The organism is Pseudoxanthomonas sp. 3HH-4, from assembly GCF_006716465.1.
GTDB lineage: Bacteria > Pseudomonadota > Gammaproteobacteria > Xanthomonadales > Xanthomonadaceae > Pseudoxanthomonas_A.
In genome coordinates this window covers 99785-112825 of record NZ_VFPB01000007.1, presented here as the reverse complement: position 1 = coordinate 112825, position 13041 = coordinate 99785, and the positions used below count along the sequence as shown (strand labels likewise).

9 protein-coding genes and 1 pseudogene are annotated in these 13041 nt (G+C 65.3%); 7 read left to right on the top strand and 3 right to left on the bottom strand.

The features are described from left to right. Positions 1–86: 86 nt before the first annotated feature. Complete coding sequence (locus tag FB548_RS18135) at positions 87–1901, bottom strand: PLP-dependent aminotransferase family protein (RefSeq protein ID WP_142126213.1); 1815 nt, start codon at positions 1899–1901, stop codon at positions 87–89. 70 nt (positions 1902–1971) lie between these two features. Beyond that, positions 1972–3255 carry a 4-aminobutyrate--2-oxoglutarate transaminase gene (gabT, locus tag FB548_RS18130; RefSeq protein WP_255470623.1) on the bottom strand — a complete coding sequence of 428 codons (1284 nt, stop codon included), beginning with the start codon at positions 3253–3255 and terminating at the stop codon, positions 1972–1974. Between the two features lie 375 nt (positions 3256–3630). On the opposite strand from gabT, the gene FB548_RS18125 reads away from it, so the two are divergent. The 6 genes and pseudogenes from FB548_RS18125 (at position 3631) to FB548_RS18100 (ending at position 11955) form a co-directional block, all read left to right on the top strand. Continuing rightward, complete coding sequence (locus FB548_RS18125) at positions 3631–4200, top strand: sigma-70 family RNA polymerase sigma factor (RefSeq protein ID WP_221625993.1); 570 nt, start codon at positions 3631–3633, stop codon at positions 4198–4200. Next, positions 4190–5155, top strand: coding sequence for a FecR domain-containing protein (locus tag FB548_RS18120; RefSeq protein WP_142126210.1), 966 nt, complete (start codon positions 4190–4192; stop codon positions 5153–5155). The genes FB548_RS18125 and FB548_RS18120 overlap by 11 nt, the downstream gene beginning before the upstream one ends. Positions 5156–5321: 166 nt before the next feature. Then, a complete protein-coding gene (locus FB548_RS18115; protein ID WP_142126209.1) occupies positions 5322–8489 on the top strand; it encodes a TonB-dependent receptor in 3168 nt (1055 codons plus the stop codon). A 180-nt stretch (positions 8490–8669) separates the two neighbouring features. Next, positions 8670–9707 carry an ABC transporter substrate-binding protein gene (locus tag FB548_RS18110; protein WP_185742167.1) on the top strand — a complete coding sequence of 346 codons (1038 nt, stop codon included), beginning with the start codon at positions 8670–8672 and terminating at the stop codon, positions 9705–9707. Then, entirely contained in the window at positions 9704–10801 is a 1098-nt protein-coding gene (locus FB548_RS18105) for an ABC transporter substrate-binding protein (protein ID WP_142126207.1), read from the top strand. The genes FB548_RS18110 and FB548_RS18105 overlap by 4 nt, the downstream gene beginning before the upstream one ends. Positions 10802–10820: 19 nt before the next feature. Beyond that, a pseudogene (locus FB548_RS18100) lies at positions 10821–11955 on the top strand (IS30 family transposase). A gap of 149 nt (positions 11956–12104) precedes the next feature. Here FB548_RS18100 and FB548_RS18095 read toward each other — a convergent pair. Further along, entirely contained in the window at positions 12105–12530 is a 426-nt protein-coding gene (locus FB548_RS18095; protein WP_142126206.1) for a DUF3575 domain-containing protein, read from the bottom strand. A 366-nt stretch (positions 12531–12896) separates the two neighbouring features. Here FB548_RS18095 and FB548_RS19085 point away from each other — a divergent pair, with 366 nt between their 5' ends. Beyond that, entirely contained in the window at positions 12897–13028 is a 132-nt protein-coding gene (locus FB548_RS19085) for a hypothetical protein (RefSeq protein WP_255470622.1), read from the top strand. The last annotated feature ends 13 nt before the right edge of the window (positions 13029–13041 follow it).

The window sequence follows — 13041 nt, the reverse complement described above, 5'->3', positions numbered from 1 at the left end:
TGCTTGCGCGCGGACCCGTTTAGAGCCAGTGGGGGCGAATCGATGGTGCCAGCGAGGCCGCGGGCCGCAAGCCCTCCGGCGAGACGTTAGGGCGGCGGAACCAGGCCGGCGCGCCGGCGCGCCGTGCGGCGCACCAGTACCGCCGCATCGACCATCAGGCCGTCCTCGCCATAGATGCGGACCTGGTCGCCGTCGACCACGATCGCGTAGCCAGCCGCCTCACCGTAGGCCCACTGGCGCCATTGCCGGTACCAGCGGTCGCCCTGCAGCCACCAGTGGCCGCGGTCGCAGTCCTCGCCGGCGTAGCCGGCGGTGCCGACAAGGTCGCCGTTGGCGCGAATCTCCAGCGTGCAGGGCTCGCCGTAGACGGTGCGATAGAGCAGCGCGGCACCTGCCAGGGTCTGCCGCAGGGCGCGTCCGCGTAGCGGCGGCACGGTGTCGTCCTCGATCCGGCGCGAGGCGGACGACAGGTCGCCTCGCACCAGCCGCGCGAGGGTACGCACGCCTTCGCGGATGCGGTCGGCGGAGATGCCGGTGACGCCCATGCAGAGCGCTTCTCGGCCGTCGGCGCAGCGCGTCGGCTCGACCAGGATGCCGAGTGCGGCCGCCCGGTATGCGAGATCGCGCGCGTCCATGCCGCCGGGCATGCTGACCCAATAGGCGCTGGCGCCGGGCGAGGTCTCGATGCTGACGCGCTCGTGCAGGTAGTGGTTGAGCGCGTCGCGCAGGGCGGTGCGGCGTTCGGCCAGCACCCGCCCGGCGCGCACCAGGCAGGACGAGTAGTGGCCCAGGCCGATGAAGTAGGCCCACGCGCGCTGCAGGATGCGCGGCAGCGCGGTGCCCTGGCCGCGGCGCAGCTGGCGCGCGCGCTCGATGAAGGCGGCGGGCGCGACCAGCACGCCGGGCGGTTCGCCGCAGGATGCCGTGGGCGCCAGTCCGCCGACGTAGACCACGCGGCCGTCGCGGTCGAACGCGCGCAGCGCCGGCGCGACGCGGCCGCCGTCCTGCACGCCGGCGGGCACGTCGTGCTCGATCAGCACGCCGTCGGCGGCGGCGACGTGCGCGAGCAGCCGCCGCGGGTGACCCGACTCGGCGGCGAAGCCGTGGCGCCCGCTGGTCACCACCACCACGCCCGCCGGCAGCGGATCGCGCAGTTCCGGGTCGAGGTAGCGGACCTCGGCGTGGCGCTCGCGCAGCCGCCGTTCGAACTCCGGATCGGTGGGCTGCTCCAGCACCACCGCAGTGCCGCGCCGCACCAGCAGTTCGCCCGCCATCTGCAGCGCGTGGCGGCTGGACAGCGTCATCAGCAGTTCGTCGGCGCCGGCCTCGATGCCGCGCATTGGCAACACCTTGCCGCGCATCTCGTCGGCCAGCATCGAGTCGTCGGCCTCGCCGCCTTCCAGCGGCCACTGCACGACTTCGTGCCGCGAGCCGGCCAGGCGGATCGCCTCGGTCCACTCCGGCACCGGCGTGAGTTCGGCGTCCACCCGGCCGTCGATGAAGGGGAACGGGTAGCGGTGCCAGTGCTGCGGGCAACGGAAGCCGTCGTCGTCGGCCATCGGCGCCAGCCGCGAGGCCAGCGGCGACGCCGGGTCCAGCGTGCGCTGGATCCGACCCAGGCGCGCGCCCGGCGCCGCCGACGCCACGTACACGCCGCTGCGCGAGCGGCTGGCCAGGTGCCCTTCCGCCAGCAGGGCGTCGTAGGCCAAGCTGACGGTGTTGCGCGACACGCCGATGCGCGTCGCCAACTGGCGTGAGGACGGCAGGCGCTGGCCCGGCCGCAGCACCCTTCGGTGGATCGCGTTGACCAGCTTCTGCCGCAACTGGTGCTGCAGGCTCAACGGGTCCGACGGATCCAGGACCAGGTGGAGACTGTCGGCGGCGCGCGGCTCGCGTTTCATCGGCGGGCACGCGACTCCGCGCGGCGGATCCGGTGTCGGGGGTGGCCACCGCCGCGCCGCATGCGCCGGCCTACCTGCCGGGCAGGCGCAAGGCGCCTTCCAGCAGCGCCAGCCCTTCGTCGAGCACGGCGTCGGGGATGGTCAGCGGGTACAGCAGCCGCACCGATTCGCCCAGGCTGCCGCATCCGAGCAGCATCAGACCGTCGGCGTGCGCGCGCTGTAGCACGTCGCGGGTGGCGGCGGGATCGGGGGCGTCCCCGCCGCGCTGCCGCAGCAGGTCGAAGGCGATCATCGAGCCCGGGCCGCGTACGTGGCCGAGCGGGCACAGGTCCTCGCGCTGCTCCAGCGCCTGCAGGCGCGCGGTCACGCGTGCGCCGAGCACATCCGCACGCTCGGACAGTCGCTCGTCGCGGATGATCTCCAGCACGGCGAGCGCCGCCGCACATGCCACCGGCGAACCGGCGTACGTGCCGCCCAGTCCACCCGGCTCGACAGCGTCCATCAGCGCCGCGCGGCCGATCACGCCGGAGAGCGGGAATCCGCCCGCCAGCGACTTGGCGACGGTGACCAAGTCCGGCTTCACGCCGGTGTGCTCGATGCCGAACATGCGCCCGGTGCGTCCGAAGCCGGTCTGCACCTCGTCGGCGATTAGCACGATGCCGTGCTCGTCGGCCAAGCGCCGCAGAGCCTTCAGCAGTTCCGCCGGCGCGGGCAAAAAGCCACCTTCGCCCTGGACCGGCTCGATGATGATGGCGGCCACATCCTCGGCCGCCACGTCGGCCTTGAACAGCCCGTCGATGGCTTCCAGGCTGTCGGCCACGGTCACGCCCTTGTGCGCGGCAGGGAACGGCACGTGGTACACGCCGCCTGGTAGCGGGCCGAAGCCGCGCTTGTAGGGCGCGGTTTTGCCGGTCAGCGACATGGCCATGAAGCTGCGACCGTGGAAACCACCGGAGAAAGCGATGACGGCATGGCGGCGGGTGGCTGCGCGCGCGATCTTGACCGCGTTCTCGACGGCTTCGGCGCCGGTGGAGAAGAGGATGGTCTTGGTGGCGCCTTCGATGGGCGCGAGGGCATTCAGGCGCTCGGCGAGCGCGACATAGGCCTCGTAGCCGGCCACTTGGAAGGCGGTATGCGTGCAGCTGCGCAGCTGCCGTTCGACCGCCTCCATCACCCGCGGATGACGGTGGCCCACGTTGAGCACCGCGATGCCGGAGGCGAAGTCGATGAAGCGCCGCCCTTCCACGTCCCACACCTCGGCGTTCTCGGCGCGGTCGACGAAAATCCCCATGGCCGCTCCCACTCCGCGCGGGATGCACGCCTGCCGACGTTCGATCAGTTCCTGATTGCGCACAACGCCTCTCCGTCTAAGTCTGGATGCATGTCGTAGCGTGCTGGCGGCGAGGGTTCGGTCGTAGGGCCAGACCATGATTGGCCATGGTGCCAGATAAAAGTATTCGTAGTCCGCCGGCCAGGGACGGTAGTGGGCAACGTCGAACAATCGACGCTCCCTATCGTTCGCGGAGAGCGGTTAGGGCCACCATGACACCATTTCAAGGCATTGATTGGGTTGAGGAAATTCGTGTGTGGCGCCGAGAGTGGCGGATTCCATGCATTCGCGCATCCTAAGTAGAGACAGGCGCGGTGGGGCACGGCGATACGGTCTGCCCTGCAGGCGTACAGGCCGTTGAAGCAAACTCGGAAGACGAGGGGGAAGGCAGGTCCGATGATGAAAAGACGTGCCATCTGGCTGTCGCAGAATGTCCTGCCTCACGAGCCTGCCTTGCGGGCGTGGCTGATCCGCCATGTCCGCGACCATGCCAGCGTGGATGACGTCATCCAGGAGTGTTATGCGCTGCTGATGTCGATGGAGGACGTGGACCACATTCAGCATGCCCGAAGTTATTTGTTCACTGCAGCCAAATCGGTGGTCCTACAGAGCTTGCGCCGCGCGAAGGTGGTGCAGATCGAAAGCGTCGGCGAGATCGAGCGCTTGGATGTGGCGGACGACAACCCTTCGCCTGAATCGCATGCATCGGCCGTGCAGGAAATGCGTTACCTAGAGCACTGCATCGGCCAGTTGCCAACTAAGTGCAGGCGCGTGTTTCTGCTGAGGAAGATGCAGGGCATGCCACAGCGCGACATTGCCCGTGAACTGGGTATCAGTGAGAACACCGTGGAGAAGCACATGGTGAAGGCGCTGAAGTATCTCGCCCAGGCGCTCGCGGTGGGTGGATCTTCAGACGGCGGCGCCAGGAAGCGCCGCCAGGAAAAGAAGGAGGCAATCCATGAAGAATGAGATCGATGCTAAGGCTGCGGAATGGGTGGCGCGCGAAGACGCAGGTCCGCTGTCGGCGGAAGAGCGGCAAGCATTGCAGGCTTGGCTGTCTGCCGACAGCCGCCATCTGGGGGGCTATGCGAGGATGCAGGCGATCATGCTGCATTGCGAGCGGGTCTACCGCGGAGAGGCGCACGTCTCCAGCAGCGTTGCGGCCCGTCCGCTGTCGTTCTGGCAACGCGCGCACCGGTGGCGCGTTCCCGCGATGGCTGCTTCGGTCGCGTTGGCGGCCGTGTTGTCGCTGTATTTCTTCGACCAGCGCAGCGGCATGCATAACACGCGGATAGGCGAAATCTCGCGGGTGGCGCTGAACGATGGCTCGGTGATCACGATGAACACCGATTCGCGCGTGCGGGTCAGCTTCGACGATGGGCGGCGCAACATCGAACTTTTGCGCGGCGAGGCCATGTTCGATGTGGCCAAGGACAAGCAACGGCCGTTCGTGGTGTCGGCGGGCGAGACGCGGGTGGTCGCGGTGGGCACCAGCTTTAAGGTCCGACGTACGCAAGCGGCGTTGAACGTACTGGTAAGCGAAGGCATCGTCAGGGTTGAGGAGGGCGCTGCGCCGCCGATCCAACTGCGCGCCGGCGACAAGGCGCTGGTACCTCGACGGGCCGAGGCCTTGGTACAGAAGGTGGACGAGTCGGAAGTGAATCGCGAGCTGGCGTGGCGCGACGGCATGATCGCCTTCAGCGGCGAGACCATGGACGAAGTCGCACAAGAGTTCGCGCGCTACAGCGCCATCCGTATTCGTATCGCCGATACCGAGGCTGCCGAGTTGCGGGTTGTCGGCCTGTTCTCGGCGACTGATCCGATCGGATTCTCTCGCGCCGCTGCGCAGAGTATGAACTTGGACGTCACGCAGGGAGACGGTGAAATCGTCATCCGTACAAAAGAGCGAAAAATAAATCACTAGCGCAATGGCGGATCGTGTCCGCCGGTGCATCCCATCTTCAAGCCCTCACCATCGCTGCGAGCGTCGCGTCGCCGGGGAAGGCCACATCGCGCCACGCTCTATTCCTTCCATCCTCCGTGTCCGTCATTCCGCCCCACCGGACGCCGGCCGCTCTGTCAGGTGAACAATGAACTGTCGGAAAAGCACGCTCTTCAAGGCCGTCTCCTTCGCCCTTGTCTCTGGTACATCGCTATCGGTTTTCGCCGCTTCCGCGCAGGAAGTGGATTTCAACATTCCGGCCGAATCGGCAACCGAATCGCTTCCCGAGTACGCACGTCAAGCCAACGTGCAGATCGTCGCTCCCGCGGATGGACTGAGCGGAGTGCGCACCGCAGAACTCAAGGGTCGCCAGGATGCGCGCACCGCATTGCAGAGCCTGCTGGCCGGGACGGGTTTGAAGGTGGTGCGCGACGATGGCACGGTTATAACCCTGAGTCGGGAGGTGCAGGAAAACACTCCGGTGCCGGTAGGGCAAGAATCCACACCAGATTCGGTCGAATCGCAACCGCAAGCCGGCGACGCCCGCACACTCGATGCCGTCAAGGTGACTGGTTCGCGCATCATGCGCGCCGTGGACACGGAAACCGTCCAACCCATCCAGACGATATCGCGCGAGGACGTCGACCGGTCGGGCCTGCGGTCGGTAGGCGACCTGCTGCAATCCTCACCCACGGCGGGCGCACCCGCTGCCAGTCGCAGCCGCGTGCAATCGGATAGCGAAGAGGCGGGCGGCACCTATGTCGACCTGCGCAATATCGGCGCACAGCGCACACTGATTCTTGTCAACGGCCAGCGCCTTGGTACGACCACCGGCGGTTTCGCGGACGTATCGCTGATCCCTTCGTCCACCGTGGATCGCGTCGAGATACTCAAAGACGGCGCGTCTGCCATCTACGGTTCGGACGCCATCGCCGGCGTGATCAACATCATTACGCGCCGCGGCTTCGATGGCGGTCTGGCCAATGTCTACTGGGGCCAGTACAGCGAAGGCGACGGGCGTCAGGCGTCGTTCGACCTGTCCTGGGGTATGAAGCGTGACCGCGGTTGGTTGAGCGGCACACTGCAATACACCGATGAGGATCCTGTCTGGGCGGTCGACCGTCCCTACAGCGCCTTCCCCAATTCGGTACGTCATCCCACCGTCGGCCTGTCCGCCGTCAACCAGAACGGCACGCTGATCGATCCGATCCTGGGCCAAATGACGGTTAACGCTGGCGCGGATCCGCGCAACATCGCCAATTACCACCGCACCACCGTCGCCGACTACAGCAACGAGCGCGAACAACAGACACTGAAGACCGGGATGGAGCGTAAGTCGATCTTCATCGACGGCGGTTTCGACATCAACGAGCGCCTGCTGCTGCGCGGCAGTGCGCTGTACAGCGTGCGCGACACGTTTCGCAACATCCCGGGCTATCCGTATCGCTCGTCTGTATGGGGCACGATGAATGCGCCGCTCTCGATCGACAGCTACTACAACCCGGTCGGTAACCAGAGCGGTGTCGTCAACCCGCGCGCGGTGCACTACCAGCGCCGCACGTGGGAAGTGCCGCGTTCGGGCAACAACAAGGTCGCTACCACCCGTGCCAACATCATCCTGGAAGGCAACTTCGAATGGGGTGGCAGGGCGATGTACTGGGACGCGGGCTACCTGTTCAACCGCCTGCGCACCGACAAGACCGGAACAGGCGACCTGAACCTGCGCAACCTGCAACTGGCGTCAGGCCCGTCGTACTTCAATCCCGCCACGGGCCGCGCGGAGTGTGGCAGCGCAGCCGCACCGATCGCCTATGGCAGCGGTGCCGGCCAGTGCGTGCCGTGGAATCCTCTGGCGTCCTACGGTAGCGGCCGGCCAGGCACACTGGACGATCCCACGCTGCGCGCCTTCCTGGTGCCGGACAACCTGGATCGTGGCGAGACGGAGACTCGCAGCCTGACCGCCAACATGACCGGCACCTTGGTCGAGATGTCGGCCGGCGACCTGGCCTTCGCCGTGGGCCTGGAATCGCGCAGCGAGAGCGGCACTTTCACCCCTAGCCTGCAGAAGCAGCGCGGAGAGACCACCAACACCCGCAAGTTGCCCACGCGCGGTGACTACCGCGCTAATGAATTGTATGCCGAGTTGAACATCCCGTTACTGCAGGACGTGCCGTTCGCTCGCACGCTGAGCGTGGACGTGGCCACGCGCTACTCGGACTACGACGTATTCGGAAGCACCACTAATTCCAAGATCGGGCTGGAATGGCGTCCGACCAACGAACTACTTGTGCGCGCCAACTGGGGCGAAGGTTTCCGCGCGCCGACCATCGCCGACCTGTTCGGCGGTGAGCAGGACTTCTTCCCGGTCTACACGGACCCCTGTGACAGCCGCTATGGCGTGGCTAGGACGACCGCGGCCTGCCTGGCGGACGTGCCGGCGGGCTACCGGCAGATCGCTTCCGGAGGCGTGCCGTCGGGTGGCCCGAACGTGCAGCCGAACCTGCCGTTCCTTTCCGGCTCAAACCCTGACACGAAGCCGGAGACCTCCACCACCACGACGGTGGGCTTTGTCTACAGCCCCGACTGGACCGAAGGGCTGGGGATCACTTTGGACTGGTGGAAGATCGACATCCAGCAAGCCATCGTTCAGAACACGCCGACGGAGATCCTCAATGATTGCTATGTGCGCGGCATCGCCAGCGCCTGCACCGCGTTCACGCGCAATCCGGCGACGGGCGAGATCACCGCACTGAATTACGCCATCACCAACGCGGGCTGGCTGAAGACTTCCGGCTACGACCTGGGCATTCACTACCGGCTGCCCACGCTGCCGCTGGGTGACATCAAAGTCGAGTGGAACACCAGCTACGTCACCTACCGCAACATCAAGGCCAACGACCTGCCGGAAACGCCGGTCAACCACACGACCAGCTTCGGCGCCAACTTCCGCACCCGCTCCAATCTCAACCTGGACTGGTCCAAGGGTATCTTCGGCGCGGCATGGAAGGTGCGCTACTTCTCCGGCATCAAGGAGCCCTGCTCATTCGACCTGACCGGTGGGCCGGAGTGCGACAAGCCGAACTTCGTCTCGCCCTACACCGGACGACAGCCGTTGCGCACTGTGGGCTCTACGGTCTTCAACGACGTGCAGTTCCGCGTGAAGATGCCGGGCGACGGCCTGCTGATGTTGGGCGCGAACAACGTGCTGGGCAAGGAAGGGCCGACGTTGTACTCGCGCCCCAGTAGCGACTTTGCCTACTACGGCGGTTTCGATTTCGGACGCTTCGTTTATCTGCAGTACCAGCAAACGTTCTGATGGCGGAGGCGGGAGCCAAGCTCCCGCCCGGTCGTTCCGTAGCAAAACCCGTATCGGAGAGTTGTATTGGACAGATCCAGGCGTGATTTCTGTACGGCACTGGGGACGACGGCCATCCTATCGTCGGCCGCTGCCGCCCTGTCGCCGGCCCTTGCGGCGGGAATGCCCGCCGATGAGTCAGTGTCCGGAACGGCGAAGCCATCGGGCGCACGCACGAAGGTCCGGTTGTTGCTGAACTCGCCCATTTCTGGGCCACATGCGTTCTTCTGCCTCGCGCACGAGCGCGGCTACTTCGCCGAGGCGGGGCTGGAGGTTGAGTTCGCCGCCGGCGATGGCGCCGCGTCGGTGGTCCCGCGGATACCGCAGGAAGGCTTCGACGGCGGTTACGGCGACCTGTGCGCGCTGATCAAGCTGGCTGGGCTGCGATCTGACAACTGTCCGGTGGCGGTGCACGTGGCCTTCAACCAGACGCCATTGACTATCGGCGTGAGGATGGACGGCCCGGTCCGCGCGCCCAAGGACCTGGAAGGCAAGGTAATCGGTGGCCATCCCATCGATGCGGCGATCGAGGCGTTCCCCGCCTACGCATTGAAGGCCGGCATCGATGAATCGCGGGTGTCAATCCTGCGTTCGACCACCAGCATGGCGACCCTAGCCGAAGACGTGCTCAATGGTCATGCCGACGGCGTGTTCGGCTTTGTCCACACCATCATCGCCGCGCTGGCTGGCAAGGGCATCGATGGGCGTGCCGGCCTGCGATTCCTCGAGTACCGCGACGTCGTGCCCGACCTGTATGGCAACGCCTTGATGTTGACGCCGGATTTCATTAAGCAGCACCCCGATGCGGCGCGCGCGCTGGTGGGGGCGGTCAACCGCGGCATCATCGAAACGCTCGCGGACCCCGAGGCCGCGCTTCGGGCCACGGAGCGCATGGCGCCGAAGTTCGCCCGCCACGTCGACGGCCCGCGCCTGATGGGCACGCTGCATGTGGAGATGGCGCATCCGGAGGCACGGGAGATCGGCATCGGCGACATCGACGACGGCCGGCTCGCACGCTCCATCGCGATGCTCGCGCAGTCGTGCCGCTTGCCCTACAGGCCGCGTCCGGAACAGATATTCACGCGCGCCTTCCTGCCTCCGGTCGCGCTGCGCGCCCGCCCGCTGGCGCTGCACGGCCGTGACGGGGCCGCCAACCGTGTTGAAAGGAGCGTGGCATGAAGCATCGCTGCAACACCTGGGCCTGCTTCGCCGCAATCCTGCTGCTAGCCGGCTGCAATGACCGGTCCGCGGGCGAGATTGCCGCGGCACCCGTGGAAGCCGTGGCGGCGCCGGCGCCGTTGCACAAGGTCCGGTTCCTGTTGAACTCGGGATTCTCCGGCGCGAACGCCTGGTTCCTTGTTGCCGATGAGCGTGGCTACTTCCGTGATGAAGGTATCGAGGTCGAATTCGTGCCCGGGCGCGGCGCTTTCACCGCGGCGGGCCGCATGGTCGAAGAGGGCTTCGACGTGGGCTATGGCGACATCCAGGCCGCCTACGAACAGGCCGCGAAGGTGCCCGGCAAGGCGCCGGTTGGTGTGTACATGGTAATGGACACCTCGCCCTCGGTGATCATCCTGTCGGCCGCCTCGCCGGTGACGTCCGCTGAACAACTGACTGGATTGACGATCACTGGCCATGCCACCGACGTGGCACTGAATACCTTCGAGCAATACGCATCGAGGACTGGGCTGGATCCGGCGTCGGTCAAGATTGTGTCGAACGATGGCAATTGGAGGGTGCTAATTGGTCTGCTGGATGAACGCAAGTCCGACGCACTGTTTGGCTATCTGTCGACCAGCTCGGCTGCGATCCGCACGGCGGGTGGCGAGGTGGCCTCGCGCCTGCGCTTCCTGAAGTTCCGCGACGCCGTGCCGGAGCTTTATGGCAGCGCGTTGATGCTCTCGCCCGACCTGATGCGTGAGCACCCGGAGGTTGCTCGTGGCCTGGTCGCAGCAGTCAACCGCGGCGTGATGGAGACGCTCTGCAAACCACGGGAGGCCATCGACTTGCTCGTTGCACATGATCAAAAACAGAACGCGGAGGTCGAACTTGGGCGTCTGATGGATACCATAGATGATATGGGCGGTTCGAAGCTGATCGCACGCCAAGGTGTTGGCGATATTGATCGTGCACGTATGCTGGCTGGATTGAAGTTGACCGTAAGCGTGAGAAAGCTGCCGCGTGAGCCTCGTGTTGAAGAAGTATTCCATCGCGATCTTTTGCCGCCGCCAACGTCAAGGACTCCGTGTTCCTCTCCCGATCCGAGAACTTGAGCCAAACAGCGATGCTGTTGTGGGCAGGGTCCATCCTTTCCAAAATCCATTATCTGCAACTACCGTTGCGTTCAATCAGATTGCGTCTCTGTTTGACCCACACCACAGCTCCGTGCGGAACATCCTGGCCGAGCACGGCGCCATTCGTCCGCCCATAAGGCGACGGTCTCCGAGGGTGCTGAGCTTGGCTGAGCGCGAGGAGATTTGCCGTGGACTGGCGGCGGGGCGGTCGATCCGCATGATCGCCGCGTTGCTCGAGCGGGTTCCTTCCACGATCAGTCGCGAGATCGGTCGCAACGAAGGCCCTGAAGGCTACCGTGCCAGCCAAGCCGACCAGACCGCCTGGGACAGGGCTCGACGCCCCAAGCCCTGTAAGCTCGCGGTGCATCGAGCGTTGGCCGCTCGCGTGGCAGAGAAGATCCAGCGGCAGTGGTCGCCGGAGTAAGTGGCAGGCTGGCTCAAATGCACCTGTTCCGATGATGCGAGCCGTCAGGTGTCCCACGAGACCATCTATCGCACGCTCTACATCCAATCATGCGGAGCTCCTGAAACAGGAGCTACTCGCGCACCTCAGACGCACGCGGGCGATGCGTCGCTCACGACACCACACCCAGAAGACGGAGAACCACGGCCGAATCACCGATACCGTCTCGATCAGCGAGTGGCCGGCCAGCGCCGAAGATCGGGCCGTGCCAGGGCATTGGGAAGGGGACCTGCTGTTCGGTGACCGGAACAGTCAGATCGCCACGCTGGTGGAGCGACAGGCGCGGTATCTGATGCTGGTGAAGGTGGCAGGCAAGGACACCGAGACCGTGGTCAATGCACTGATAAAGAACGCACGCCGTATGCCGAAGCAGCTGTACCGATCGCTGACCTAAGATCGGGGCAAGGAGATGGCGGCGCACCGCCGCTTCACCTTGGCCACCGACATCCAGGTCTACTTCTGCGATCCGCATCATCCCTGGCAACGTGGCTCCAACGAGAACACCAACGGTTTGTTGCGTCAGTACTTCCCGAAGGGCATCAGCTTGGCGGACGTCTCGCTGGCCAAGCTGGACGCCGTGGCGCGCCAGCTCAACGAACGACCACGCAAGACGCTCGGCTATGAAACACCCGCAGAGCGATATCGACAAACTGTTGCGTCGATCGATTGAATCCAAGGCCGGAAGCGGAAATCGATCCGGTTGAACGGAGACGCCTGCTTGGTGGGCACCTCCATTGCGTTGAATCCGTCAGATTGGTCACGGCTGCCGACGTCAGGCGTGGGCGGCGGGCACGTTCCTGCGCCCGCCGTTGGACGTTCTCAGAAGTTCCAGCGGCCGGTGATGGACACCGGCAGCGACACGCGGCTGCCGGTATCGTTGATGGTCGCCAGACCGAGCCCGGCGATCGCCGAATCGTCGTAGGAAAGATTGTCGATGTAGTTCACCCCTGCGGCAAGCTTCATGCTGAAGCGCTCGGTGAACGGGATCTGCACGCCGGCCTCGAGACCGCCGCTCAGCGCCCAGCCCTTCTCGTAGAACGGCGCATTAGAAATCGTGATCGCGGCGTCGGGAATCTCGAAGGTGGCCCGGATGATATCGGTTTCGGTCGCACCCAGTCTCGCCGCGAAGAACGGCCTGACCCGGCCACCGTCGCGGAAGAAGTGCCGGTAACCCACCTCCCACGTGTACGGGTCATAGCCAGAGGACCTGCCGAAGACGTCGAGCTCGGTATCGAGCGCCGGCATGTAGGCGGCTCCGACACGCACGCGGCCATCGTCGGCGCTGGTCTCCCTCGCCTGGAGGAACACTTCGCTCCGGTCGCTCAGTCCGTAGCCCGGCTCCAGGCCCCACGACTTGGCGGTGCCGTAGATCTGCTCGTGGCTACGGGAGCGAATGCGCAGGCGGTTTCTGTGGTTGGGAAGCAGCTCAAGGATGCATTCAAGAAAGCCGGGTTTAAACTTAGGTAGTCCGAATCCCTTCCTCGCTGGTCCGGCTCGTTGTCGGACCAGCGCCTATCTGAGCCTTACCCGCCCTGTGGCGCGACTTGATCAAGACGTTAGGCGGCACCGTAGGTAACTTCACCAGAAATCTTTACCCACCGGAGACTACCCATGCCCATCAAGCCTGGTCCAAAGCCGATCGCCAAGTCCACGGGGAAGCCGGATCAGCGGCGCCGTGATAACAAGGAAACGCCTGGGAATACGCCTTCTTTAAAGCCGCACAAACACAAGAAAGGCAGCTGACAGCACGTATCAA

What these genes read in the sequence shown, in the direction of transcription:
- FB548_RS18135 (WP_142126213.1), bottom strand. Translation starts at nt 1,901, where the DNA reads ATGAAACGCGAGCCGCGCGCCGCCGACAGTCTCCACCTGGTCCTGGAT.
- FB548_RS18125 (WP_221625993.1), top strand. Translation starts at nt 3,631, where the DNA reads ATGAAAAGACGTGCCATCTGGCTGTCGCAGAATGTCCTGCCTCACGAG.
- FB548_RS18120 (WP_142126210.1), top strand. Translation starts at nt 4,190, where the DNA reads ATGAAGAATGAGATCGATGCTAAGGCTGCGGAATGGGTGGCGCGCGAA.
- FB548_RS18115 (WP_142126209.1), top strand. Translation starts at nt 5,322, where the DNA reads ATGAACTGTCGGAAAAGCACGCTCTTCAAGGCCGTCTCCTTCGCCCTT.
- FB548_RS18105 (WP_142126207.1), top strand. Translation starts at nt 9,704, where the DNA reads ATGAAGCATCGCTGCAACACCTGGGCCTGCTTCGCCGCAATCCTGCTG.
- FB548_RS18095 (WP_142126206.1), bottom strand. Translation starts at nt 12,530, where the DNA reads ATGCCGGCGCTCGATACCGAGCTCGACGTCTTCGGCAGGTCCTCTGGC.
- FB548_RS19085 (WP_255470622.1), top strand. Translation starts at nt 12,897, where the DNA reads ATGCCCATCAAGCCTGGTCCAAAGCCGATCGCCAAGTCCACGGGGAAG.